The organism is Stenotrophomonas sp. SMYL20 (assembly GCF_036320045.1).
Lineage (GTDB): Bacteria > Pseudomonadota > Gammaproteobacteria > Xanthomonadales > Xanthomonadaceae > Stenotrophomonas > Stenotrophomonas maltophilia_A.
In genome coordinates this window covers 1-25,136 of the sequence record NZ_JAWIRT010000027.1, presented here as the reverse complement: position 1 = coordinate 25,136, position 25,136 = coordinate 1, and the positions used below count along the sequence as shown (strand labels likewise).

The 25,136-nt window shown below is 67.4% G+C and carries 23 protein-coding genes; 9 read left to right on the top strand and 14 right to left on the bottom strand.

Annotated elements, in window-relative coordinates:
* Positions 1-147 precede the first annotated feature (147 nt).
* The 5 genes from V3B48_RS17965 to V3B48_RS17945 all read right to left on the bottom strand — a co-directional run bounded on the left by V3B48_RS17965 (position 148) and on the right by V3B48_RS17945 (position 4,925).
* A complete protein-coding gene (locus V3B48_RS17965) occupies positions 148-486 on the bottom strand; it encodes a hypothetical protein (RefSeq protein ID WP_032129876.1) in 339 nt (112 codons plus the stop codon).
* A gap of 77 nt (positions 487-563) precedes the next feature.
* The gene (locus V3B48_RS17960) at positions 564-1,505 is read right to left on the bottom strand and encodes a DegV family protein (RefSeq protein ID WP_032129875.1); all 942 of its coding nucleotides are present in this window, start codon (positions 1,503-1,505) and stop codon (positions 564-566) included.
* Positions 1,506-1,600: 95 nt separating this feature from the next.
* A complete protein-coding gene (locus V3B48_RS17955) occupies positions 1,601-2,233 on the bottom strand; it encodes a 2-hydroxychromene-2-carboxylate isomerase (RefSeq protein WP_329894170.1) in 633 nt (210 codons plus the stop codon).
* Between the two features lie 20 nt (positions 2,234-2,253).
* Complete coding sequence (locus tag V3B48_RS17950; RefSeq protein WP_329894169.1) at positions 2,254-3,516, bottom strand: amidohydrolase family protein; 1,263 nt, start codon at positions 3,514-3,516, stop codon at positions 2,254-2,256.
* Positions 3,516-4,925, bottom strand: a complete 1,410-nt coding sequence (locus tag V3B48_RS17945; protein ID WP_049462465.1) for an amidohydrolase — start codon at positions 4,923-4,925, stop codon at positions 3,516-3,518. Before V3B48_RS17945 ends, V3B48_RS17950 begins: the two co-directional genes overlap by 1 nt.
* A 151-nt stretch (positions 4,926-5,076) precedes the next feature.
* On the opposite strand from V3B48_RS17945, the gene V3B48_RS17940 reads away from it, so the two are divergent.
* Together V3B48_RS17940 and V3B48_RS17935 are read left to right on the top strand one after the other, a co-directional pair.
* On the top strand, positions 5,077-5,853 hold the full coding sequence (locus V3B48_RS17940) for an AMP nucleosidase (protein WP_005414446.1): 777 nt from the start codon (positions 5,077-5,079) through the stop codon (positions 5,851-5,853).
* A gap of 43 nt (positions 5,854-5,896) precedes the next feature.
* Positions 5,897-6,436 (top strand): DUF924 family protein, encoded by a 540-nt coding sequence (locus tag V3B48_RS17935; RefSeq protein WP_182266680.1) that lies wholly within the window; start codon positions 5,897-5,899, stop codon positions 6,434-6,436.
* A 76-nt stretch (positions 6,437-6,512) separates the two neighbouring features.
* Here V3B48_RS17935 and grxD read toward each other — a convergent pair whose 3' ends face one another.
* The gene (gene grxD, locus V3B48_RS17930) at positions 6,513-7,439 is read right to left on the bottom strand and encodes a Grx4 family monothiol glutaredoxin (RefSeq protein WP_049421809.1); all 927 of its coding nucleotides are present in this window, start codon (positions 7,437-7,439) and stop codon (positions 6,513-6,515) included.
* Between the two features lie 59 nt (positions 7,440-7,498).
* Between grxD and V3B48_RS17925 the strand changes: the two genes are divergently transcribed.
* The gene (locus V3B48_RS17925) at positions 7,499-8,278 is read left to right on the top strand and encodes a polysaccharide deacetylase family protein (protein WP_329894168.1); all 780 of its coding nucleotides are present in this window, start codon (positions 7,499-7,501) and stop codon (positions 8,276-8,278) included.
* A 68-nt stretch (positions 8,279-8,346) separates the two neighbouring features.
* Here the strand turns inward: V3B48_RS17925 and V3B48_RS17920 are convergent, their stop codons facing one another.
* Genes V3B48_RS17920 through V3B48_RS17910 form a run of 3 tightly spaced genes read right to left on the bottom strand, consistent with a single transcriptional unit; the run spans position 8,347 to position 10,963 of the window.
* The gene (locus V3B48_RS17920) at positions 8,347-9,063 is read right to left on the bottom strand and encodes a class I SAM-dependent methyltransferase (RefSeq protein ID WP_329894167.1); all 717 of its coding nucleotides are present in this window, start codon (positions 9,061-9,063) and stop codon (positions 8,347-8,349) included.
* Positions 9,064-9,067: 4 nt separating this feature from the next.
* On the bottom strand, positions 9,068-9,685 hold the full coding sequence (locus tag V3B48_RS17915; RefSeq protein ID WP_329894166.1) for an SGNH/GDSL hydrolase family protein: 618 nt from the start codon (positions 9,683-9,685) through the stop codon (positions 9,068-9,070).
* Positions 9,686-9,688: 3 nt separating this feature from the next.
* Positions 9,689-10,963, bottom strand: a complete 1,275-nt coding sequence (locus V3B48_RS17910; RefSeq protein ID WP_329894165.1) for a pyridoxal phosphate-dependent aminotransferase — start codon at positions 10,961-10,963, stop codon at positions 9,689-9,691.
* 114 nt (positions 10,964-11,077) lie between these two features.
* On the opposite strand from V3B48_RS17910, the gene rsgA reads away from it, so the two are divergent.
* Together rsgA and V3B48_RS17900 are read left to right on the top strand one after the other, a co-directional pair.
* Positions 11,078-12,187 (top strand): ribosome small subunit-dependent GTPase A, encoded by a 1,110-nt coding sequence (gene rsgA / locus V3B48_RS17905; protein ID WP_032129866.1) that lies wholly within the window; start codon positions 11,078-11,080, stop codon positions 12,185-12,187.
* Positions 12,188-12,473: 286 nt separating this feature from the next.
* The gene (locus V3B48_RS17900; protein ID WP_329894164.1) at positions 12,474-13,727 is read left to right on the top strand and encodes a flavohemoglobin expression-modulating QEGLA motif protein; all 1,254 of its coding nucleotides are present in this window, start codon (positions 12,474-12,476) and stop codon (positions 13,725-13,727) included.
* 423 nt (positions 13,728-14,150) lie between these two features.
* Here the strand turns inward: V3B48_RS17900 and V3B48_RS17895 are convergent, their stop codons facing one another.
* From V3B48_RS17895 to V3B48_RS17875, 5 genes are all read right to left on the bottom strand, one after another.
* Positions 14,151-16,448: a TonB-dependent receptor gene (locus tag V3B48_RS17895; protein WP_071228130.1), complete on the bottom strand. Its 2,298-nt coding sequence runs from the start codon at positions 16,446-16,448 to the stop codon at positions 14,151-14,153.
* 160 nt (positions 16,449-16,608) lie between these two features.
* Positions 16,609-17,133: a hypothetical protein gene (locus V3B48_RS17890; protein WP_329894163.1), complete on the bottom strand. Its 525-nt coding sequence runs from the start codon at positions 17,131-17,133 to the stop codon at positions 16,609-16,611.
* A 207-nt stretch (positions 17,134-17,340) separates the two neighbouring features.
* Positions 17,341-18,081 (bottom strand): acetoacetyl-CoA reductase, encoded by a 741-nt coding sequence (gene phbB / locus V3B48_RS17885; protein WP_005419193.1) that lies wholly within the window; start codon positions 18,079-18,081, stop codon positions 17,341-17,343.
* Between the two features lie 24 nt (positions 18,082-18,105).
* The gene (locus V3B48_RS17880) at positions 18,106-19,434 is read right to left on the bottom strand and encodes a CitMHS family transporter (protein ID WP_182267883.1); all 1,329 of its coding nucleotides are present in this window, start codon (positions 19,432-19,434) and stop codon (positions 18,106-18,108) included.
* A gap of 75 nt (positions 19,435-19,509) precedes the next feature.
* A complete protein-coding gene (locus tag V3B48_RS17875) occupies positions 19,510-20,649 on the bottom strand; it encodes a porin (protein ID WP_032130484.1) in 1,140 nt (379 codons plus the stop codon).
* 231 nt (positions 20,650-20,880) lie between these two features.
* On the opposite strand from V3B48_RS17875, the gene V3B48_RS17870 reads away from it, so the two are divergent.
* Genes V3B48_RS17870 through V3B48_RS17855 form a run of 4 tightly spaced genes read left to right on the top strand, consistent with a single transcriptional unit; the run spans position 20,881 to position 24,685 of the window.
* Positions 20,881-21,570 carry a response regulator transcription factor gene (locus tag V3B48_RS17870; RefSeq protein WP_049463657.1) on the top strand — a complete coding sequence of 230 codons (690 nt, stop codon included), beginning with the start codon at positions 20,881-20,883 and terminating at the stop codon, positions 21,568-21,570.
* Positions 21,563-22,954: a sensor histidine kinase gene (locus V3B48_RS17865; protein ID WP_329894178.1), complete on the top strand. Its 1,392-nt coding sequence runs from the start codon at positions 21,563-21,565 to the stop codon at positions 22,952-22,954. The genes V3B48_RS17870 and V3B48_RS17865 overlap by 8 nt, the downstream gene beginning before the upstream one ends.
* Positions 22,951-24,006 (top strand): ABC transporter substrate-binding protein, encoded by a 1,056-nt coding sequence (locus V3B48_RS17860; protein ID WP_121504409.1) that lies wholly within the window; start codon positions 22,951-22,953, stop codon positions 24,004-24,006. Before V3B48_RS17865 ends, V3B48_RS17860 begins: the two co-directional genes overlap by 4 nt.
* Before the next feature lie 28 nt (positions 24,007-24,034).
* Positions 24,035-24,685, top strand: coding sequence for a response regulator transcription factor (locus V3B48_RS17855; protein WP_005414428.1), 651 nt, complete (start codon positions 24,035-24,037; stop codon positions 24,683-24,685).
* Positions 24,686-25,136: the final 451 nt, after the last annotated feature.

Sequence of the window (25,136 nt, the reverse complement as noted above, 5' to 3'; positions counted from 1 at the left end):
CGGCGCGTCAGTAGTGGCCAACCTTGGTTGGCAGCCGTTTGTGCAAGCGCCAACCAAGGTTGGCGTCTACCAGAGCATGGTCATCGGCACCGGGTCGATCACGACACGGGCACGGTAGCGCCGGGCCATGCCCGGCGGGCGGGTGCCTCAACGCACGTCGCGCAGTTCCCAATGGTGGCCTGCCAGCAGGCGCAGGCGCTGCTTGAACACGTCACTGTCGATGCGGGTGGTGGCCACCAGGTTGATGCGCAGGTCCTTCTGCTCGCCGGTCACGGTGGCATCCGGATCGGTCACGCCCCACTGCGGTTCCACCGCGTCCGGGTCAGGCTGCTTGGCCTTCCAGCGCTCGAACAGGCTGCCATTGCGCAGCGCATCCTGCAGCTCTTCGGCGAAACCGGCGGCGCCCTGCGAATGGAAGGACAGGTCAGGGTCATTGCCGCGGGCCTTGGACGGGTCGGGCAGGCTGATGTGGTACTGCGCAGGCATGGAGTTCTCCTTGAAGTGCGGGAAGACTGGCATAACCGCGGTGGAATCGATGTGCAGATCCGCGCCGCGTCGGGGCCTCACTCGAACCGATGCGGCCCATCGGCGAAGCCCACGGTGACCGCGCCCTTGCCGACGTTGACCATGCCGGTCAGGCTCATCACCGATTCGTACACGGTCACGCCATGGGTGGCGCAGACCTCTTTCAGCTGTGCATAGCCGGGCAAGGTGCGCAGCTCTTCCAGCTCACCGCCGTAGCTGACGCACACCGTCGGTGTCATCAGCCCGGCGCGTACGCGCTGGCCAACTACCGCGAACAACTTCTGCACGGCGTTGTCGAAGCCCTTGATCTTGGCCACCGGTCCGGTCTCGCCGCGGTAACCGTGCAGCACCGGCTTGATGTCCAGCGCACTGCCCAGTGCGGCGCTGAGCAGGCCGACACTGCGGTCGCCCTTGTGCCGCGCACGCGCGCGCATGTAGTACAGGTCGCGGGTGACCATGTAGCCGTGCACGTTGCTGGCCAGCTCCTCCAGCCGCTCGCGGATCTGCTGCACGCTGGCGTTGCTGTCGCGCAGGCGCACCGCTTCCACTGCGGTCACCGCCTGCGCGGCGAACAGGTTCTGGGTGTCGAGCACGCGCAGCGCGAACGGCGAGTTGTAACCCGCTGCCTGCCGCACCGGCTTGTAGTCGTTGAGGATGGCGAAGCTGGCCTGCAGCGCGTTGTCATGGATCGGGCTGCGGGTCTTGGTGATGGTCATGCAGAACACGTGGTCGTAATCGATCACCAACTGCTGCAGGAACAGGTCGCGGATCTGGTTGACGCTGAAGGGGATGGTTTCCGCTTCAGCACCGTGTTCGGCCACGTGCGCGTGCAGGAAGCTCAGCGTGGCCTGTTCATCGCGATGATCGGCCAGCACCGCTTCGCCGATGCGTACGGTGATCGGCAGCAGCACGATGTTGTGGGTGGCGATGAAGTCCGGCGGCAGGTCGCAGGCCGAGTCGACGACGATTCCGATGCGCATCCGCGGCTCCCCCTCCAGGGCGGTTGTAGGTTCGGAAACGTGAAATCTATCTCAAATCCCAGCCAGGCGCGCGAGGGAAACGCGCCACGCCCTGTTCAGCGACTGCGCTGCACCGCCACCGGCAGGGTGGCCAGGCGCAGCCATTCGGGCTGCCGCAGCAGGTCAGGATCGGCCAGAACGGCAGCCATCAGCGGGTGCGCGTCGTTGCCCCAGAACAGCTCCTCATCGATAGCCAGGGTCGGCACACCGAACACCCCGGCGCCAATTGCGGCCTCGGTGTTACGGCGTAGCTGCTCCTTCACCGCCGGGTCGGAGATGGCGCTGGCGACATCGTCAATACCCAGCTGTGCGGCCGGTTCGCGCAGGGCGTCAGGGCTGTCGGCCGCGTTGCCGTCGCGCCAGATCCAGTCGAACAGGACGTCCACCGCCTGCACGCTGGCACCCGCGGCCAGGCACAGGCGCAGGGCGGGCAGCGGGTTGAACGGATGGCCGGGCGGGAATCGCAGCGGTGTGCCCTCGGCCTGCGCGGTCCACAACAGCTGGCGGTAGATGAAGCGGCGCTTGGCCGGAATCTCGGCCGGCCCGAGGTTGCCCAGGTGATGCAGCACCGCACCGAAGGCAATCGGCACGGTCTGGATCTGCGCGAACTGCGGCAGCTGCTTCAGCTTCTGCCAGTGCAGGTAGGAGTAGGGCGAGATGAGGTCAAAGTACCAGCGCAGCGTCGCCATCGGTGTGTCCTCGTGTGCGGTCAGGGCTGCGCGTTGCGCTGCAGGTAGCGGTCACGCAGTTCGGTCTGGCGTGAGCGCATCGGCATCGCACGGCCGCCCAGCCAGACCTGCTCGGCATAGTGCGCCACGTCCAGCGGATCGCCCTCCCACAGCACCAGGTCGGCGCGCTTGCCGGGCTCGATGCTGCCGATCTGGTCGGCCACCCCGAACGCCTGTGCAGGCACCCGGGTCAGGCCGGCCAGGCCATCGGCCCACGGCAGGCCGTTGGCCACCGCGTTGCCGGCCAGCTGGCGCATCTTGCGCGCGTTGTGGGTGGCGTCGCCGCGCTGCACGAAGGAAACCGCCACGCCGGCACGCTGCAGGCGCGCAGCGTTTTCCAGGGTGGCGCCGATCTGGTCGAAGCTGGCCGGCAGGTTGGCCAGCACGTCAACGAACACCGGCACCTGTGCGGCGGCCAGCTCCGGCGCGACCTGCCAGGCTTCGCTGGCACCGGCGATGGCGATCTTCACCTTTTCGCGGGTGGCCCAGCGCAGCAGCTGGCGGATATCGGCGGCGCGATCCACCTCCACCACGATGCGGCCCTGGCCGGCCAGGTAGCGACTGAGCGTGCGGCGTCCGGCTGGCGTCAGCAGCGCGTGCGGCGAGTCCGCAGCCACCTGGCCGCGTGCTTCGTCGATCATCTGCTGCAACAGCATCCATTGCGCGGCGCGCGAATGCCCGGTCAGTTCGGAGGCGGCCGCGCCGATGCGCAGGAACAGGGCACGCGGGCCGATCGGATCGGTGCTGCCATCGAGCCGCATCACGCCGCCCTGGCCGGCCACGAAACCACCGCCGGTGGCAGCGCCCAGCGCAGTGAAGCCGATGCCTTCCAGCCGCGTGACCGGAATCAGCACTGAGGCCGGGTTGTAGGCGAGGGTGACGTCGAATTCCGGCCGCAGTGGCTGCTCACCGAGCTTCAGAGAACTGTCCACCGTGCTCGATTCACCGGAAACTTCTTCGATGCCAGTCTCGGTGATGCCACCGAACAGTGCCGGTGTCAGGGGACGGCCATTGGCCTCGACCACGCTGGCGCCGACCGGCGCCGACAGGCCATTGCCCACCGCACGGATGATGCCGCCCTGCACCAGCACGTCGGCGTTCTGCAGGCTGCCACGTGCGCTGGCGGTGTGCACCGTTGCGTTGCGCACCAGCAGGTCCTGCGCCGATGCCGTGGTTGCCAGCAACAGCAACGCCACCACGGTAGCGCCGGGCCATGCCCGGCGACGCTTGCTCAACACGCCCATCAGCGCACCTCCTGGCCAAGCTGGAAATCGGAACGCGGCGTCGCTGCCGGTGCACTGCGGTCGTACAACCTGCGGCCATCAATGAAGACCTGCTCGGCCAGCGCGTACGAGCTGAAGGGATTGCCGTTCCAGACCACCACATCGGCCATCTTGCCGGCCTCCAGGGTGCCGGTCTGGCCTTCAATGCCCAGTGCCTTGGCGGCGTTGGCGGTCATCCAGGTGATGGCATGTTCGGGCGTGATCTCCGGCATACGTGCGCGGCGCGCGGAGGCCATCACCTTGGCCGCTTCCTGGTTCAGGCGCTGGATGCCTTCGGGTGAGTCGGAGTGGACGATGGCGCAGCTGTTCTTCGGCCGGTCGACCAGCGCGATGTTCTCCGGGATGCCGTCGAAGGCTTCCATCTTGAAGCCCCACCAGTCGGCCCACAGCGCACCGCAGACGCCGTCGGCGGCCAGCCGGTCGGCCAGCTTGTAGGCCTCCACGCCGTGGTGGAAGGCGGCCACCTTGAAGCCGAATTCCTTGGCCAGATCGAGCATGGTGGCCATCTCGTCGGCGCGGTAGCAGTGGATGTGCACGCGGATGTCGCCTTCGATCGCACCGGCCAGCGTGTCCAGCTTGAGATCGCGCTTGCCGCCGGCATCACCGGCGCTGTCGCCCTTGTCGCTGCCGAACCAACCCTTGCGCTTGGCCGGCTTCGGCTTGTTCTTGGCGATGTAGTCGGCGGCATCGATGAAGGCGGCGCGGTAGCCGGCCACGTTGCCCATGCGCGTGGCTGGGGTCACGCCCTTGCCTTCGCCATAGACCCGCTTGGGGTTCTCGCCGCAGGCCATTTTCAGGCCCCAGGGTGCACCGGGGAACTTCATCGCCTGGTAGGTCACCGCGGGTACGTTCTTGAGGGTCACGCCGCGGCCACCCACCAGGTTGGCCGAGCCCGGCAGCACCTGCATGCTGGTCACGCCGCCGGCCAGCGCGGTGGCGAAGCCCGGGTCCTGCGGCCACACCGAGTGTTCGGCCCAGACGTTGGCGGTGACCGGCGCGGTCATCTCGTTGCCGTCGCTGTGCGCGCCGACGCCGGGGCTGGGGTACACGCCCAGGTGCGAGTGCACGTCGATCAGGCCGGGGGTGACCCACTTGCCCTGCGCATCGATGCGGGTGACACCGGCATCGGCCTGCAGTTGGCGGCCGACGGCGACGATGCGGCCCTCGCGCAGCAGCACGTCGGCATTGTCCAGGCGCTGGCCGGTGCCGGTCAGCACGGTGGCGTTCTGGATCAGCACCGGCGCATCGGGATGCGCCTGGTAGGTGCTGGGGTAGGGATCGGCGACGAAGCGCGAGGCGCCCACCGCCGGAGCCGTGCTCAATGAAAGCAGTGCCAGGGCTACCCCGGCGCGCAACAACGTCGATGCCATGCAGTTCCCCTTGCAGCTGGTCCAACCGTCGACGCTAGCCCGGAGGCGGCGGGCTTGCCAAGTGACCTTCTTCACAGGCCTGCCGGCGGTGGCTCGACGGCACCGGCCGGGTGGCTGAAAATACCCGGTCCCCCGCCGTACCGGACTGCCCATGAAGAGCAAGCAGGAAATCGTCGACAACTGGCTGCCGCGCTATACCGGCGTACCGCTGGACCAGTTCGGCCAGCACATTCTGCTGACCAACTTCGGCGGCTACCTGCATACGTTCTCCGAGCTGACCGGCGCGCCGGTCATCGGCCTGGACCGGCCGATGGCCAGTGCCACCATCGATGGCATCACCATGATCAACTTCGGCATGGGCAGTCCCAATGCCGCGATCATCATGGACCTGCTGTCGGCGGTGATGCCCAAGGCGGTGCTGTTCCTGGGCAAGTGCGGTGGTCTCAAGCGCAAGAACCAGCTGGGCGACCTGGTGCTGCCGATCGCTGCGATCCGTGGCGAGGGTACCTCGGGTGACTACCTGCCGCCGGAAGTACCGGCGCTGCCGGCCTTCGCGCTTCAGCGTGCGGTTTCGACCATGATCCGCGACCTCGGCCACGATTACTGGACCGGCACCGTCTACACCACCAACCGCCGGGTCTGGGAGCACGACGAGGCCTTCAAGGAGCGGCTGCGGGCGATGCGCTGCATGGCCATCGACATGGAAACGGCCACGGTGTTCGCCGCCGGCTTCGCCAACCACATCCCCAGCGGCGCGCTGCTGCTGGTTTCGGACCAGCCGATGATCCCGGACGGGGTCAAGACCGAGGCCTCCGATGCCAAGGTCAGCTCCCAGTTCGTGGAAAACCATATCCAGATCGGCATCGAGGCGCTTAAGCTTATCCGGCGCAACGGCAAGTCGGTCCGCCACCTGCGCTTCGACGAATGATGATGAAGGCCGGGCGCGGGGCGTCCGGGCCTGGGAGTAGGTAATGGACGTTGCCGCGCAAGTGGTGGAATTCTGGAAGGAGGCGGGCCCTGCGAAGTGGTTCGCCCGCGACGACGCGTTCGACGCGCAGTTCCGCCAGTTGTTTCTGGATGAGCATTTCGCCGCCGCTTCGCGCGGGCGCGAGCATTGGCTGGGCAGTGCCGAAGGGGCGCTGGCCCTGATGCTGCTGCTGGACCAGTTCCCGCGCAACTGCTTCCGGGGCTCTGCCCATTCCTACGCCACCGATGGCCTGGCCCGGCATTACGCCATGCGTGCCATCGAGGAGGGCCTGGACCTGCAGCTGGTGCCGAAGCTGCGCGCCTTCATCTACCTGCCGTTCGAGCACTCCGAGGATCCGCTGGACCAGGACCGCTCGGTGGCGATGTTCGACGTGCTGGGTGACAAGGAATACCTGCAGTACGCCGAACTGCACCGCGACATCATCCGCCGTTTCGGGCGCTTCCCGCATCGCAACGCCGTGCTGGGCCGCATCCCCACGCCGGAAGAACTGGATTACCTGGCCGAAGGCGGGTTCGCCGGCTAAGAAAAAGGGGACGGAGGGGATTAAGTCGTTTATGGCAAAAACGACTTAATCCCTCCGTCCCCTTTTTCAGTGCCGATCAGTACTTCGGCACGCCGTTGTCCACGTCTTCCGACCAGGCGTTGATGCCGCCGGTGACGTTGAACACCTTGGTGAAGCCGAGGGCGCGGAACTGCTCGGCGGCCTGCGCGCTGCGGCCACCGTGGTGGCACATGAAGGCCAGTGCGGTGTCCTTCGGCAGGGCTTCCAGCGCGGCGCGGCCGTTGCCGTCGAAGCTCTTGAACGGTACGCCGACGGCTGCGATGGCGCGCTCGTCGGCCGGGCGCACGTCCACCAGGGTGATGTTGCCGGCGCGCACCAGGTCGTCGGCATCGCGCACGCTGATTTCCTGTACCGGCTTCGGCGCGTTCGGGTTGTCGATGGCCAGGCCCTTGCCGCGGATGTCGTCCACCCAGTCGATGGTGATGCCGTTGGCGCGACGGGCGCTGGCCAGGTCGAACTGCACGCGCAGGCCGTTGGACTCGGCGGCAATCGCGCCTTCGTCGTGCGGGGCCAGCTGGAAGTTCGGCTGGAAACCGGCGTCGATGGACAGCTGCAGGGCCGCGCCCGGGGCATCGGCCAGCGCGCCCTTGAGCATTTCCACGGCTGCCGGGGTGACGGTGATGCTCGGCGGGGTACGGTCCGGCGCAGCCAGGCCCAGCACGCTGCTCAGCTCGCCGCTGGCGGCCATCTGCAGCACGATGTCGCTGCCGCCGACCAGTTCGCCGTCGATGTACAGCTGCGGGATGGTCGGCCAGTCGCCGTAGGCCTTGATGCCTTCACGGATTTCCTGGTCGGCCAGCACGTTGACGTGGGCGAACTCGACGCCGAGGTCCTGCAGGGCGCCCACGGCCTTGGCCGAGAAACCGCACTGCGGCATCGACGGCTGGCCCTTCATGAACAGCACGACGCGGTTGGCGTTGAGGATGGATTCGATGCGCGAACGCAGGGCGGGATCGAGGGACATGGACGTCGGGTTTCCGGGAATTCGAATCATCAATTCTAACCCCCATGGCATCATGGGGGATGAGCAACGCAGGAACATTGCATCGCATCCCGGCCCGCCCCTGGCGCTGGCTGCCCTGGCTGGTGGCGTCGCAGCTGGTCGTGATCCTGGTCTGGGCCCTGGCCGGCTGGCAGTGGGGGCTGCCGCTGATGGTGGCCAGCCACGCATTGTTCATGGTGCCGGTGTTCCTGCCCAACAGCCGCTTCTATGCGCCGGTGCTGAGCCGACTGCCGGAGGCCGGCAACACGGTATGGCTGACCATCGATGACGGCCCCGGTCCGGAAACCCGTGCCGTGCTCGACCTGCTGGACCGCCACCAGGCACGCGCCACCTTCTTCCTGGTGGGCGAACGTGCGCTGGCGCAGCCGGAACTGGTCGCCGAGATCCTGCGCCGTGGCCACGACCTGGGCAATCACAGCCACAGCCATCCGCAGGCACGCTTCTGGCGGCTGGGCCCGGCGGCGATGCGCGCCGAGATCGAGGGCTGCCAGCATGCCCTGCAGGCGGTAAGCGGCCAGCCGGTGCGCTGGTACCGCTCGGTGGTGGGCATGACCAATCCGTTCGTGGCGCCGGTGCTGCAGCGGTTGGGGCTGGTCCGGGTAGGCTGGAGCGCGCGCGGCTACGACGGCGTCGGCTGCACGCCGGACGGCGTGCTGGCACGGCTGCTGCCAGACCTGTGCCCGGGCGCGATCGTGCTGCTGCACGAAGGTGCCGCCCATGGGCACAACCTGGTGATCATCGAGCGCGTGCTGCAGGCGCTGCACGAGCGCGGGCTGAAGGCGCAGCTGCCGGCCGGATAACCGGTAGCGCCGGGCCGCGCCCGGCGAGCGCAGCGGCATGGATGGAATCCGCCGGGCATGGCCCCGCGCTACCGGATGCGGTGCGCCACCAGCAGCCAGCTGTTGAACGGGGTACGCCCGTGCAGCGGCCGGGGCGACGTCACCTGCAATCCGGCCTCGATCAATGTCGCCTGCAACACCTGCGGATCGGGATAGTGGCGCGGTCGTGTGCCCATCCAGCCGATCAGCCAGGCCAGCCGGTCGGCCACCCGCGTGGTGCGGTCGCGGCCATCGCCGGTGGCCAGCGGTGTACGCAGCAACAGGCAGCCGCCGTGGGCCACCTGCGCGCTGGCCGCGCGCAGCAGGGCCTGCTGTGGGCCCGCGTCCAGATACTGAAGCACGTCCAGCAGCAGGACGTGCCCGGCGTGCGCCGGCAGCGGCGCCTGCACATCCACGCAGTCGAAGCGCACGTCCTGCAGGTCGGCGGCAGCACGTTGCGCGCGGGTGATCTTGCCGGCATCCACGTCCACGCCCAGGTAATGCTGGGTACCGCCGCGCTGGCGCAGCACATGGGCGAACAGGCCCAGCCCGCAACCCAGGTCCAGCACCGGCTGCCCATCGTCAGGCAGATGCTGCAGCACGCCGTCGTACAGCGGATCGCTGCCGAGCTTGCCGCGTGTGTAGTAGTAGTCGCGGCGACTGCCCCAGACCTGCGTTGGCCGGAATGCGTCGGCGATCAAGCGGGCTTGCGGGGCCGCCAGGGGAGTGCAGGGCAGGGGCGTGCCAGTCCGTGGCGTGCCGTCCATCGCCTCAGTCCGTGCCGCCAAGCAGATGCGCGGCCACCGGCAGAGCGCGCGCGCTCCACAGCGCATACATCCGCGCTGAAGGATGCAGGCCGTCCTCGGCAATCATCGTCGGGTCTTCGCCCTGCGCGCGGCTGATATCGGTGATGTCGACGAAGGCCACGCCCTGCTGGGTGCTGATCACCTCGGCAGCCGCATTGAATTCGTCGGTCTCGATCTCGATCGTGGCCAGGTCGCGGCCACTGCCGGCGCCGAACGGGGTCGCACCCCAATCGGGGAAGGACAGCACCAGCACGCGGCCGGCATCACCGCCAGCGAAACCGATGGCCCGCTGCAGCAGCGCCTGGAACTGGCTGCGGTATTCGTCCAGCGGACGCCCGCAGTACTGGTTGTTGACGCCGATCAGCAGGCTGACGAAATCGAACGGCCCCTGCGGCACGGCCGCATCGATGCCGGCGTCGAGCTCGTCGGTTGTCCAGCCGGTGGTCGCAATGGTCTGCGGATCGGACAGCTCAGTGCCCTGTGCACGCAGCGCGGCAGCCAGCTGGTGCGGCCAGCGGCCTTCGACTGCAACCGCTTCACCGATGGTGTACGAATCGCCCAGCGCCAGGTAGGACAGGGTCACAGGTCAGGCCACCGAACGGCGCGGCTTCAGCGGCACGACCTTGGTCGCGTCCTCGGCACGGCGGGTCAGGGCACGGTCAATGCGCGCGAATACATCGCGCATCACCGAGGCTTCCGGCATCAGGGTCACGCGGAAATGGTGGCGGTAGGGCACGTTGAAGCTCGAGCCCGGCACCACCAGCACGCCCTCGTTGTTCATCAGGTCCAGCGCGAAGTTGTGGTCGTCGAAGCCCTTCGCCGCAGCGCCGACCACGGCCGGGAACGCGTACAGCGCACCGGCCGGCGCGACCAGCGACAGGTGTTCGCTGGCTTCGCAGGCTTCGATCACCGCACGGCGGGTTTCGTACAGGCGGCCGCCCGGCGTGCACAGCTCGGAAATGGTGTCCGGGCCGTTCACCGCGGCCTCGATGGCGTACTGGCCCGGCACGTTGGCGCACAGGCGCAGCGCGCCCAACAGGTCCAGTGCCGCGCGGAAGTCACCCAGGCGGGCATCGTCGCCGCTGAGGTGGGCCCAGCCCACGCGCCAGCCGCAGGCGCGGTGCACCTTGCTCAGGCCGCTGAAGGTCAGGCACGGATGATCACCGGCCAGCGGCGCGACCGGCTGGAACACCGCGTCGTCGTACAGGATCTGGTCGTAGATCTCATCAACCAGCAACAGCAGGTTGTGGCGGCGCGCGATCTCCACCACGCGCTCCAGCAGTTCGCGCGGGTAGCTGGCGCCGCTGGGGTTGTTCGGGTTGATCAGCACGATGGCGCGGGTGCGCGAGGACACCAGCGTCTCGATCTCGCTCGGGTCCGGCTGGAAGCCGTTCTCCGGTGCGCAGCGGTAGTACACCGGGCGGCCATCGTTGAGGATGGTCGAGGCCGACCACAGCGGATAGTCCGGCGAGGGCACCAGCACTTCGTCGCCGGGATTGAGCAGCGCACGCAGCGACAGGTCGATCAGTTCGCTGACGCCATTGCCGAGGAAGACGCGGTCCGGGTGCGCATCGGGCGCGCCACGGCGGGCGTAGTAGCTGGCGATGGCTTCACGCGCGACCGGCAGGCCCTGCTGGTGCGTGTAGGGGTCGGTGCGGCCCATGTCGTCGGCGATCGCACGCTGAAGGTGCTCCGGCGCGCGGAAACCGAAGGCGCCGGGATTGCCGATGTTGAGCTTGATCAGCTTGCGGCCCTGCGCCTCCAGCTCCCGGGCTCGCCGCGCCAGTTCTCCGCGGATTTCGTAGCGCACTTCGGAAAGGCGCTCGCGGATGGCCAGGGGCTTGGGCGAGTTGGTGGACATGGGAGCTGGGCCGTCAAAAGGCATGGGGCTTCCATCCTACCGGAATTGCTGCAATGCATGGCAAGGGCTCCGGGCCCGTCATTGCTGGGCTGGCAGGGCGCCGGCACAGGTAGAATGGCGGCGATGACCCAGACCCCCGATTTCATCGCCCTGCAGACCATTGGCTGGCCCTGGCCGGGCCCGGCGCAGCAGGCCGACTGGCAGGCCGCGATGGCCGCACATCCGCAGGCCCGCCCGGCACGGGTGATCGAACAGCACCGCACCCACTACGTGGTGGCCGATGGCCCGGATGCGTCGATCAAGGCCGAGTCCCTGCCGGAATGGCAGCGTCCGCGCTTCCCCAGCCATGAACGGCCAGCGGTGGGTGACTGGGTGCTGCTCGATGGCATCCGCATCGTCGCCCTGCTGCCACGGCGTACCGCGATCAAGCGCGGTGCGGCCGGCGAGCATTACCACCAGCAGGTGATCGCCGCCAACATCGATACGGTGTTCATCGTCTGTGGCCTGGATGCCGACTTCAATCCGCGCCGCATCGAACGCTACCTGCTGCTGGTCGGTGGTGGCGGTGCAGAACCGGTGGTGGTGCTGACCAAGGCCGACCAGACCGAGTACAGCGAGGATGCGCTGGCGGTGCTGGAAGAGCTGGAGATGCAGGGCATCGCGCTGCATGCGATCAACGGCCTGGATGCCGACAGCGTGGCGGTGCTGCAGCCGTGGCTGGGCCCGGGCCGCACGGTGGTGCTGGTCGGTTCCTCCGGTGCCGGCAAGTCCACGCTGACCAACACCCTGCTGGGCGAGCAGCGGATGAAGACCAACGCGGTGCGCGCCAACGATTCGCGCGGACGCCACACCACCACGCACCGCGCGCTGATGCCGCTGCCGACCGGCGCCTGCCTGATCGACACCCCCGGCATGCGCGAGCTGAAGCCGACCGGCGAAGAGACCCTGTCCGAGGGTGGGTTCGCGGACATCGAAGCGCTGGCCGCACAGTGCCGTTTCAACGACTGCAAGCACCAGCAGGAACCGGGCTGTGCCGTGCGTGCAGCGATCGAGGCCGGCGAGATTGAAGAGAGCCGGCTGCTGAACTACTTCAAGCTGAAGGAAGAAGTGGCCGCCGCTGCCGCCAAGCTGGCAGTACGCCAGGCTGAGACCGCGCAGGAACGCGGTGGCAAGAAGGGCAAGGGCCAGCAGTTCCGCCCGGCTGGCAAGCCGCGCAGGCGTTGATCGGTATCGCGGGGTCGGATCCCATTGAACCGCAATGGGCTCTGACCCCTGCAATGAAACCCGCCTCTGCCTGCTTCGGGTGGATGCCAACTGCCCGCTCCTGGTAGGTGCCAACCTTGGTTGGCACGGATGTATCCGAAGCCCGCCTCTGCCCGCTCCTGGTAGGTGCCAACCTTGGTTGGCACGGATGTATCCGAAGTCCGCCTTCGGCGGATGCCAACCAAGGTTGGCAGCTACCCGATCCATTGCACCTACCAACGTGCGGGCAGGGCGCTATAGTCCGCGCATGGAACCGACTGCGACGCTGGACCGTGACGTGGCCCACCATGCAGCGCTCGATGCGCGCCTGGTCGAGGCCGTGGGAGGCATCCGCCTGCTGGGCCTGACCAGCTGGCCAGCCACGGTGCAGGCACCGTTCCTGGAAAGCGTGGCGCGTGGCCAGCCGGTACTGCCGAAGGTGGACTACCCGAAGCTGGACTTCAGCGAAGAACGTCGCGCGCTGGCCGCGATCGCCGCCGACTGCGACGACAGCCACCCGCTGGGCCACTACGTGCGGCAGTCGGCGCAGAGCTGGGACCTGGCCGCACAGCTGCTGGAAGGGCTGGGCACTGCTGCAGTCGATACCTGTTCGGTGCAGCTGTTCGGCGCCCCCGAGCAGCCGTTGCCGGGCAATGGCCCGAGTACGCGTGAGGCTGCACGCCACTTCATCCAGATCGCCGCCGAACTGGACCACGAACTGCTGGCGCCGGAAGAACAGGTGCCGGTCTCGGCCATCGCGCTGCAACTGCAGCTGCAGAACGATCTGGACGCGTTCTTCGAATCGCGCATCATCCAGGTGCAGCTCGACCCGGAGCTGGTGTCCAAGGCCGCCGCCGGCCCGACCCGCATCCGCCTGCGCACCAGTGCACGCTTCAGCGCCTACGACCGCGCGCAGCTGTTCCACCATGAAGCGCTGGTGCATTCGCTGACCGCCCTGAACGGCCGCGAGCAGCCGGTGCTGCCGAGCCTGGCACTGTCCTCGCCGCGGGTGACGGCAACCCAGGAAGGGCTGGCCACCTTCGCCGAGCAGATCACCGGCAGCATCGACATCGAGCGCCTCAAGCGCATCAGCCTGCGTACCGAAGCGATTGCGATGGCCCGCGAAGGTGCTGATTTCATCGAAGTGTTCCGCTATTTCTGCGATGCCGGGCAGAACGCGGAGGAGAGCTTCGCCTCGGCACAGCGCGTGTTCCGTGGGGTACCGCCGAGTGGCGGCCTGGCCTTCACCAAGGACACGGTGTACCTGCGCGGCCTGGTGTCGGTGCACACGTTCTTCCGCCACATGCTGGCCGAGGACCGCCTGCAGGTCTGCCGCTGGTTGTTCGCGGGCAAGATGAGCCTGACCGATGCGATCGCGTTCGCGCCGTTGTTCGATGCGGGGGTGCTGAAGCCGCCGCGCTGGCTGCCGCACTGGATGAGCCGGGCGAACGGCCTGGCCGGCATGCTGGCGTTCTCGCTGTTCGCCAACCGGATACGGATGGACCAGCTGGCGCCGGAATGAAATGCGTTGGCGGACCCGCCAGCGCCTGCCTGCTATCGGTGGGGAGGAGGCGGGACACCCTGGCCAGGACACGCAAAAGCCCCTCCATGGTGCTCGATGGCGCCATCCATGGCGCCAACGGTCCTGACCAAGGTGCCCCGCCTCCTCCAGACAGTTTCCTGCGGGCGCGGCAGCAGGCCCACCAGAGGGATTGCGCTTGAAAAGCAAAGAGCCGGGCAATGCCCGGCTCTTTGCTTTTGCTTTTCATTGCCTCCGCGCCGGCGCAGGAAATTGTCGAGCGCGGTGGGACGGGCCGAGGCAGGACCGTGAGGCGCATGGATGCGCCGACCGAGCCTACAGGGACGTACTTGCGGCGTGTCCTGCCTCGGCCCGTCCCACCTCGCCCCGCTGCGGTACTGATGCGCCGCAGCGCCCGCTTTCGACTTAGAACTCCGCCGCCACCGTCATGAACAACTGCCGCGGCGCGCTCGCGTGGATCGCATAGCGCTTGCCCTCCGGATCGGTCGGTGCGAACGAACTCAACTGGCCCGCATAGCGCTTGTTGGTCAGGTTGGTCGCGTTCAACGACACCCGCACATTGCGCAGGCCCAGGCCCGGGCCGAAATCGTAGCCCGCACCGGCGTCGAAGGTGGTCACGCCCGGCACCGACTGGTCGTTGGTGTAGGTGTAGTAGCGCTTGCCGGTGTACTTGGCACGCAGGCTGGCGAAGAAGCCATCGCGGTTCCAGCTGATTTCACTGGAGGCCATGCGCTGCGGCGTATCCACGGTGATCTTGCCGGCCACCGGCACCACCGCGCCGCCGGACAGGTAGTCGTCCTCGTAGGTGGTCTTGTTCCAGGACAGCGCGTTGTACCACTGCAGGCCGTCGATCGGCTTGAGGATGAAGGTCAGTTCCGCGCCGTAGCTCTTCACCGAACCGACGTTGATGAAGCGCGTCACGCACTCCGGACGCGTGCCGACTTCGATGCTCGAGCACGGGTTCAGCGACAGCAGGCGGTTGTCGAACTTCACGTTGTAGCCCGCGATCGACGCCTGGTACTTCTCACCGAAGGTTCGGAAGCCGGCTTCCAGGCTCTTGGACTTCTCCGGCTCCAGCCCGGCACTGGCCGCGAACGATTCCGGCGACACCTGCAGCGGGCCGCCGCTGCCACCGCCGACGAAGGCAGCGATGTTTTCGGCATACGAGGCGAACAGCTCGTTGTTGGCGTTGAGCTTGAAGCCCAGGCCCAGCTGCGGCAGCACCGATTCCTTGGCAGTCAGCGTGCCTGAGGCGATGCTGGTTTCCACGCCCGGGTTGGCGGTGGCGCGCATGCGGGTGTTCGGGCTCTTGATGCCCACGTCCACGGTCAGACGCTGGTCCAGGAAGCGCATGCGGTCCTGCACGTAGAACTGGCGCGTGCGGATGTCGAAGTCCTGGTTGAACAGCAGGCGGTCCGGGTTCTTCAGGTACAGGTCGTCCAGGAACGGGCCGCTGATGTAGTAGAAGTTGCGCGACACGTTGTGGTCGTTCTGCTCGTACCACAGGCCGGCTTCCAGCTCGTGGATACCGACCGTCCACGACAGTGCGGCGGTCAGGCCGTCGCGGTTGATCGTGTAGTTGGTGCTGCGGATCGAGATCGGCAGCATCTTGTCGGTGCCGGGGTAGGACGGCTGGCCCGGTGCCCACCAGTGGCCCTGGCCACGGTTGTCGTGGTGGTAGGCCAGCAACTTCAGGCGACCCTGCTCACCCAGGCGCAGGTCGGCATCCACCGAGTACAGGTTGTCGTCACGCAGTGCACGGCTCTGGTAGTACGCATCGTCGATGCTGGTGACGCCACCGCTGAACCTGCACTTGCTGCGGTCCAGCGTGCCCGGCGCGCAGTACGCAGCAGCCACGGCTCGATCCCAGTCCGGCGCGTAGATGTTCCAGTCATAGCCCAGGCCACGTGCCAGCATGTCCTTGGACAGGTAGGCGTAGTTGGCCTGGCTGGCGCGCGAGGTGGCCACGAACGCACCGAAACGATGGTCGCCCACGTTCCACACCGCCTTGGCGTTGAACTGGCGAGTGGTCTGGTTCTGGTACGGCGCAGCCCACATGTCCTGGTCCTGGTGCACGCCGGACACGTAGGCCGAGAAGCCGTTGATGTCGCCGGTATCCACGCGCAGGTAGCCACGGCGCTGGCTGTTGTCGCCGACGGTGACGCTGGCGCGACCGCCGAATTCGGTGGACGGGTCCATCGAGAAGTACTGGATGGTGCCGCCCAGGTTGCTGGTCGAGGCCACGCCCAGCGAACCGATGCCCTGCGACAGCTCGGCACCGGCCAGGTTCTCGGCGATGATCGCGCGGGCGATGCTCAGGCCGTTGTAGTTGCCGTAGCTGTTGTCGCCCAGCGGGATGCCGTCCAGCGTGTAGCCCAGGCGGCTCTTGTCGAAGCCGCGCAGGCTGATGGTCTGCGATTCCTCGTTGGCACCGAAGGCGTCGTTGGACTGCACCGACACGCCCGGCAGGCGGTCGAGGATCTTCTGGCCGCTGGTGCCCGGCGGCAGCACCTGCTTGTCGACGGCGGTGATGCGCTGCACCTGGCGGGTCTCGCCCTGGCCGATCACGGAGACGGTATCCAGCGTCTGCGCGCTCAGCGCGGCATCGGTGCTGGCGCCGGTATCGGCGGCGGTGGCAGCATGGGCGCTGGCGGCGGCGGAAAGCGCGATCGCCACGGCGATCGTCAGGTGTCGGGTCTGCATGGTGGTCCGTTGCATTGGGGGTGGTCACCGGCACGCGTGCGCGGTGCATGGCCACTATGCGAACGGAACATGAAACCTTCTTTACGGAAAACCAACGAACGATGCAGGGCAGTGGTGTGCGTCCTGCAACCTGTTCGTCATGGCGGTATGCCTGTGGGAATCAGAAGCGCTCACCGGGCCAGCTGAATTTGAGCTGGTCCATGCAGTCACGATCATGTTCGGAGAATGAGAACGCGATCTGGATGCCGTTCACTACCGTGCCAAACACCGTCGACTCGTCCAGACTATGCCCTTCCGGGACGGAAAGGACGTTGAACTCGGGGTAGCGACGACCCATCTGCTTTCGCGAGATGCAGGCGCCGCCCAGCGACAGCGTAATGCCTTTGATGATTCGCCCCGACGCGTCGGTGTGGATCTGGCCAGAAGGCCCCTTGATCCTTCCGGCGACCACGAATGGCGCCAGATCGATGGTGGCGCTGTCGCCCCGGCCCCTTCCTGCTTCCGAACGCGAGCCGGCCGGAGCCAGGGGTGACAGCTGCGCGACAAGGTCAGAGCGTGCCAATTGCAAGGACCAGCGCTCCACGAGCCGCCAGGTTGCGTCCGCCTCTTCTGCAGTGGCAGCGGGTGGGGTTGCCGCCAGTGGCGTGGTGGCGACCGCAAGAAGCGCAATCAGCATTGCACGCATGCCAACCTCCTTGATCCGCGATGTCAGCCGTTCGTCCATTGGGCGCGGCAAGCGCTGGCAGGTATAGCACCGGTTCTGCCGATGCATCGGGAAGTGCGTCTCAGAAATGCAGAAACAAAAAGGGGCCGGATCCCCCTCGCGAACGAAGGTTCACCGGCCCCGCGCACTCCGTGGGGGAGGCGGTCCACGCGCTGCGTGGAGACGGGCTCAACCCATGTACAGGCCACCGTTGACCGGATAGTCGGCGCCGGTCACGTACGAGGCTTCATCCGAGGCCAGCCATGCGCACAGGCCGGCTACTTCCTCCGGGCGACCGAGGCGTCGCACCGGCACCGAGGCGGCCAGCCGGTCCAGCACGTCCGGCGGGAAGCTGCTGATCGCCTGGCTGGCGATGTAGCCCGGCGACAGCGTGTTGACGGTCACCCCGCGTGAGGCCACTTCGGCGGCCAGCGCACGGCTGAAACCATGCATCGCGGCCTTGGCGGTGGCGTAGTTCACCTGGCCGATCTGGCCCTTGTGGGCGCTGACCGAACCGATGTTGATGATGCGGCCCCAGCCCCGCGTGGCCATGCCGTCCACCACCTGCTTGGTCAGGTTGAACAGCGCATTGAGGTTGGAGGCGATCACCGCGTTCCAGTCTTCCACCGTCATCTGCCGGAACAGCAGGTCGCGGCTGCCACCGGAGTTGTTGACCAGCACGTCCACTTCACCGACTTCGGCGCGGACCTTGGCGAACGCCGCGCTGGTCGAGGCCCAGTCGGTCGCGTTGCCTTCGGAGGCGATGAAGTCGAAGCCCTGTTCGCGCTGCTCGCGCAGCCAGTTGGCCTTGCGCGGTGAGTTCGGCGCGCAACCGGCGACCACGGTGTGGCCGCTGCGGGCCAGGCTCTGGCAGATGGCAGTACCGACACTGCCCATGCCGCTGGTGACGTAAGCGATTCGAAGCGTCATTGCAGAAGGCTCCTTGGTAGAGGGTCAGGCAGCGAGCGGGTACAGGCCGAACAGCAGGCTGCCGACCATCAGCAGCATCGAGATGGCGATGGCCCACTTCAGGGTGAACTTCTGGTGGTCAGCGAATTCGACCTTGGCCAGGCCTACCAGCAGGTAGGTGGACGGCACCAGTGGGCTGAGCAGATGGACCGGCTGGCCGGCCAGCGACGCGCGCGCCATTTCCACCGGGGTGATGCCGTAGTTGCTGGCGGCCTCGGACAGGATCGGCAGCACGCCGAAGTAGAACGCGTCGTTGGACATGAAGAAGGTGAACGGCATCGACGCTACTGCGGTGATCACCGCCAGGTACGGGCCCCACGATTCCGGGATCACCGCCAGGAAGCTGTGCGACATCGCCTCGACCATGCCGGTGTTGTTGAGAATGCCGGTGAAGATGCCTGCAGCGAAGATCAGCGACACCACCGACAGCACGTTGCCGGCGTGGTTGACCACGCGGCGGCGCTGCTCGGCCAGGTTCGGGTAGTTGATCACCAGGGCGATGGCGAAGCCGACCATGAACAGCACCGGCATCGGCAGCACGCCGATGATCAGCGCGGTCATCAGCGCCACGGTCAGGGCCAGGTTGACCCACAGCAGCTTCGGACGCTTGATGTCCTCGGCGTCTTCCACGGTCGGCAGCGGGTTGCTGTCGTCGGACACGCTGTTGTCCATCCAGCTGCCGCCCTTGGGCAGGGTCACCACGCCCAGGCGACGGCGTTCCTTCAGGCCCAGGTACCAGGCCAGCAGCAGCACGCCAGCACAGGCGATCACCATCGACGGGATCAGCGGCACGAACACATCGGCCGGGTCCACGTGCAGCGCGGTGGCCGCGCGGGCGGTCGGGCCGCCCCACGGGGTCAGGTTCATCACGCCGCCGGCGAGGATGGTCACGCAGGTCATGTTCAGTGCGTTCATGCCCAGCCGCTGGTACAGCGGCAGCATCGCCGAGACGGTGATCATGTAGGTGGTCGAGCCATCACCGTCGAGCGAGATCAGCATCGCCAGCACCGCGGTGCCGAGCACGATCTTCATCGGATCGCCCTTCACGAAGCGCAGGATCACCCGCACCAGCGGATCGAACAGGCCGGCGTCGATCATCACCCCGAAGTAGAGGATGGCGAACATCAGCATCACACCGGTCGGCGCGATCTTCTTGATGCCCTCCAGCATCATCTCGTCGATGTTGGCGCCGAAGCCGCCGATCAGCGCGAACAGGATGGGGATGGTGATCAGGGCGACGAGCGGCGACAGGCGTTTGCTCATGATCAAGTACATGAACGTAATGACCATGCCAAAGCCGAGGATGCTCAGCATCATCTGCGGACTCCTTGCGAAAACAGGACGTGGGGGAGTGGAAGGGGCCCGGGCGGCATGCCCGGAATATCAGGTCTAGAAGTCGTACTGCAGGCGGCCGGTGACCGCACGCGTGCGGTCCACCGTGATCCCGGCGAGGCGGTCGCGGTTGCGGCTTTCGATCACGTTGAGCATGAAGCGCAGGTTGTCGCGCAGGTACCAGTTGCCACCCAGCGTCCACGCTTCGGTGCTGCCGCGGCGCAGGTCGGCTGCACCGTCGAGGTGCTGTGCGCCCCACATCTGGTCGTAGCGCAGTGCCACTTCGAAGGCACCGGCCTTGTGGCGGATGTCCTTCACCCGCGCGAAGCGGCCGGTCTTGCGGTCGTAGGCGCGGCTTTCGCCGGTGACGAACCAGCTGAGCATGCCGTAGGCGGCCATCACGTCACCGCGCTGCGCGCCGTCATCGAAGGTGGCACCACTGAACTCGCCCTGCCACGACAGCGGGCCGCGCACCTGCGCGTATTCCAGCGACCACTTGTTGACGTCGGTATCGCGGCCAGCGGAGAAGTCGACCAGGGTCAGGCGGCTCTCGTCGGACAGGTGGCCGGCCGGGCGCGGGCGGATCTTCAGGCCCGGGACGCCGTTGGCGCCCGGGTTGTCATAGGCCTCACGGGCCAGCGACAGGCCCAGGTGCAGCACGTCGCCATCGCTGGGCGAGGGCGCCCAGGTGACGCGGCCACCGGCGGCACGGCCCTTCACCTGCCAGGCGTCGATGCTTTCCAGGCTGTAGATGCTGGCCGCCCAGGTGAAGTCGCCGGGGTTGGCCTGCCACGATGCGCCCAGGCGATACAGCGGCGCCAGCGTGGTGCCGGCGTTGCCGCGCTCCAGGAAGCTGCCGTAGTTGGAGCTGGTGCGGTCATCCAGCGAGAAGTACTGCTTGAACTGGCCCACGGTGAGCTTGCCGGCCTTGCCGAAGCTGCGTGCCAGGTACACGTCCTTGGCCTCGACGCGGTCGCCGGAGAAATCGGCTTCCAGCTTGTAGTCGACCACGAAGAACTTGCCGGACACATCGACCCAGGCACGGCGGATCTCGGTGTCATCCTTGTTCGGCGTACCGCGGTTGTCGTTGTCGAAGGTGGCGAAGTCCAGGTGCAGGCGGCCTCCGAGCGAGGCCGTGACCGGACGATCGTCTTCGGCGGCAAAGGCCGGCGCCGACAGGGCAGCCAGCGCCATCATGGCGGCAGGGCGCCGCCAGGCAAACGTGAATTCCACAAACCCTCCCAGGCGCGCGGCAATCGTGGGCACCGGACGGTGCGCGGCCGCAGTCTGGGTCGCCGTAGCTGTCATCGTCCTGTCAACGGATTGTGCGGTGCAGCGTAAAACCGGCCACTGCGCTCACTGGGCCACGCCCGGCAAGCGCGGCGGCGGCATGCGGTAGCATTCGTTTCCCCTCCCACCCCCGTGCCCATGCGCCTGCTGCTGGTCGAAGACAACCCGGATCTGGCCGATGCGATCATCCGCCGCATGCGCCGCAGTGGGCACGCCGTGGACTGGCAGGCCGATGGCCTGGCGGCCGCCAGCGTGCTGCGCTACCAGAGCTTCGACCTGGTGGTTCTGGATATCGGCCTGCCCAAGCTCGATGGCCTGCGCGTGCTGGCCGGCATGCGCGAGCGCGGCGACAGCACACCGGTGCTGATGCTGACCGCGCGTGATGGCATCGAAGACCGTGTGCAGGCGCTGGACGTCGGCGCCGACGATTACCTGGGCAAGCCGTTCGATTTCCGCGAGTTCGAAGCGCGCTGCCGCGTGCTGCTGCGACGCGCGCGCGGCCAGGCCAGCGAAGTGGTGCAGATCGGTGGCTTCCAGTTCGACAATGCCGCGCACCGGGTCAGCCTCGACGGCGAACCGATCGAACTGCCGAACCGCGAGTACCGGCTGCTGGAGATTCTGGTCGGCCGCCTCGGCCAGGTGGTCGGCAAGGATGAGATAGGCAATGGCCTGTTCGGCTTCGACGATGAAGCCGGCCCGAATGCCATCGAGCTGTATGTGGGGCGCCTGAGAAAGAAGCTGGCAGGTGCACCGCTGCGCATCACCACGGTGCGCGGCGTTGGCTACCTGCTGGAAGCCAGTGATGACAGCGCCGACGCCGATGGCTGACGCGCGGACCGCGAACGCCGCACCGGGCTCGCTGCGGCGCACGCTGCTGCTCTACCTCGGCGCGTTGCTGGCGGTGTTCGCGGTGGCTCTGCTGTTTGCCGCGCGCGGCTATGGCCAGCGCGCCGCCAACCGTTCCTACGATCACCTGTTGGTGTCCTCGGCGTTGTCCATTGCCGATTCGGTGGCCCTGGTCGATGGCCAATGGCAGGTCGATCTGCCCTATGCGGCGCTGGACCTGCTGGCGATGGCCCCGGAAGACCGCGTGTTCTATCGGGTCGCCGACAGCCGTGGCAACCTGATCACCGGCTATGGCGACCTGCCGGCGCCGCCGCGCCGGCCCGGCACGCAACCGCAGCTGTTTGATGCGGCGTACAGTGGCGAGACCGTGCGCTTCGTGGTGGTCGGCCGCAGTTTCGCCGCCGCCTCGGCGCAGGGCGAAGTACAGGTGCAGGTCGGCCAGACCCGGCGTGCGCGTGAAGCGGTCGCGCAGGACATGGTCAACCGCGCACTGCTGGCGATCGGTGTGCTGTCCGGCCTGCTGCTGGCGCTGGTGGCCTTTGGCGTGCATCGCGCATTCCGGCCATTGGTGCGGGTGGAACGCGAGCTGTCACGCCGCGAGCCCTCTGACCTGAAGCCGCTGGATGCCCGTGTACCGCGCGAGATGGACCAGATGGTGGCGGCGTTGAACCGCTTCATGGAACGCCTGTCCAGCAGCAACGAGACCTTGCGTGCGTTCATGGCCGAGGCCGCGCACCAGATGCGCACGCCGTTGGCGGCATTGCGTGCGCAGGCACAGCTGGCGCTGGATGACGACGATCCCGAAGACATGCGGCGCAGCCTGCAGGCGATCGAGCGCAACGCCACCCACATGAGCCGGTTGTTGAATCAGTTGCTCAGCGATGCCAGCGTGATCCATCGTTCGCATCTGCAGCGCTTTGCTGCAGTGGATCTGGCCGAGACCGTGCACCAGGCCGTGCATGAAGCGCTGCCGCAGGCCGGCCCGGCGCCGCGCGTGCAGCTGGCGATGACCGCCGAGCCGGTACAGGTGCATGGCGATGCGCTGCTGCTGCGCGAGGCGATCAAGAACCTGGTCGACAATGCACTCAAGTACGGCGGCGACGGTCCGTTGCAGATCGCATTGACCGTGGAAGGCGGGCAGGCCGTGCTGACCATCGCCGACCACGGTGCCGGCATTGCCGCCGCCGATGCCGAACGCGTGTTCGAGCGCTTCGCCCGTGGCGAGGGCGCGCCGTCCGGCGGCGCCGGGCTGGGCCTGGCCATCGTCAAGCGAGTGGTCGACAGCCATGGCGGCCGCATCGATCTCAGCAACCGTCCGCAGGGTGGTTTGATCGCTACCATCCGCCTGCCCCGGAGCAGTCCATGATCCGCCTGTTCACTGCTGCCGTTGCCTTGCTGCTGGCCCTGCCGGTGCTGGCTGCGCCCGGCGATGTGCGCCGTTTTCCCGCACAGGCAAAGACCACGGCGCAGCTGCGCATCCACGGCACCACCGACATCGAAGTGTTCGCGGTGGTCATCGCCGACTACCAGCGGCTGCACCCGGGTACCGAAGTGGTGTACGAGGACATCATCACCCAGGATCTGTACGCGCGGTACCTGCACGACCGCGGCGGACCGGCATCGCCGGACCTGCTGATCTCCAGTGGCATGGACCTGCAGACCAAGCTGGTCAACGATGGTCATGCACTGCCGCACCGCTCCGCTCAGACCGCCGCGCTGCCGGCCTGGGCGCAGTGGCGCAACGAGGCATTCGGCATCAGCTACGAGCCGGTGGTGATGGTCTACAACACCCGTGCACTGCCGTCGGCGAAGGTGCCGCACACGCGCCGGCAACTGCTGGACCGGTTGCGCGCCGAAGGCGCACCGCTGCGCGGCAGGGTCGGCACCTATGACATCGAACGCAGCAGCGTCGGCTACCTGCTGTCAACGCAGGATGCGCAGCGTGGCAGCATCGCCGGTGCGCTGCTGGGCGCGCTGGGCGACAACGACGTGGTGCGCGAGGAGCGCACCGGCGTGCTACTGGACAAGGTGGCCAGCGGACAGCTGTCGCTGGTCTACAACGTGCTCGGCTCTTACGCGCAGGCGCGCATCGACGCGGGTGCTCCGCTGGCGATTGTGGAGCCTGAGGACTACACGCTGGTGGTACTGCGTACCGCGGTGATTCCACGCACCGGCCCACACCCGGAAGAAGCCCGGCGCTTCCTCGACTACCTGTTGTCGCCGCGTGGCCAGCAGGTGCTGTCACGCGAGGCACGGCTGATGCCGATCGTCACCGGCAGCGCACGTGGCGACGATGCGCCCGGCCGCAGCCGCCGCCCGATCCAGCTGGGCCCGGGCCTGCTGGTGTACCTGGATGCACTCAAGCGCCGCCAGTTCCTCGATGCCTGGCGCAGCAGCGTGGAGCCGGCAGGGCGCTGAGGCGACGGCCTGCCCGTACAATGGCGGCATGAGCGAATACACCATCCTGATCGCCGATGACCACCCGCTGCTGCGTTCGGCAGTGGTGCAGTCATTGCGGCAGAGCCTGCCGCTGGCGCAGGTGCGCGAGGTCGCCAGCGCCGAGGCATTGGCCGAAGCCCTCGACGCGCACCCGGACGTGGACCTGGTGCTGCTCGACCTGACCATGCCCGGCGCGCACGGCTTTTCCGCGCTGCTGCACGTGCGCGGCTCGCATCCGGACATCCCGGTGGTGATCCTCTCGTCCAACGACCACCCCCGTGTGATTCGCCGCGCCCAGCAGTTCGGTGCCGCCGGTTTCATCCCGAAGTCGGCCCCGGCCGAGACCATCGGCGAGGCGGTGCAGGCGGTGCTCGATGGTGGCCTGTGGTTCCCGGCGATGGCCGCCGAACGCTCCGAGGCCGACGCACTGCTGGCCAGCCGCCTGGCGCAGCTGACCCCGCAGCAGTTCCGCGTGCTGCTGTGCCTGGCCGACGGGCTGCTCAACAAACAGATCGCCTACACGCTGGGGCTGGCGGAAAACACGGTGAAGGTGCATGTCACCGCGATCCTGAAGAAGCTCGAATGCCATAGCCGCACGCAGGCGGCGGTGCTGGTGAAGGCGCTGGAGCCCGAGGGCGACGCCGGCATCGGGTTGTAGTTTCCAGCCAACGGCGCAGCCCCTCGTGGGTGGACACGTAGAGCAGTTCATGGGTGAGGCCGGGCAGGTGGACTGCGCAGGGGCCGCTGCAAGTACGTCCATGTAAGCTCGGTCGCCGCTTGCTCGTGTGCGCTGTCCTGCGCACACGGCAAGACCGGGGTTGGGCGTCCTGCCCAACCCGCCCGAGGCATGCCTCGGGCCCATGCGGCTCACGCCCCTGCGCAGCCCACCTGCCCGGCCACGGACAGGTTCCGTGCGCATCCATCCACGGAAGAGAAAAGAAGATCAAAAGCAAAGGCAGCCTGGCAGGCCGCCTTTTGTAGAGCCGAGCCCACGCTCGGCTGCTTTGCGGTCAGTCCGCGATGCCGAGCATGGGCTCGGCTCTACACGAGCAAGCGCAGCGCGCGACCGGCTTTTGTTCTTCTTTTTCTTCTCCGTGGGTGGCAGGCCA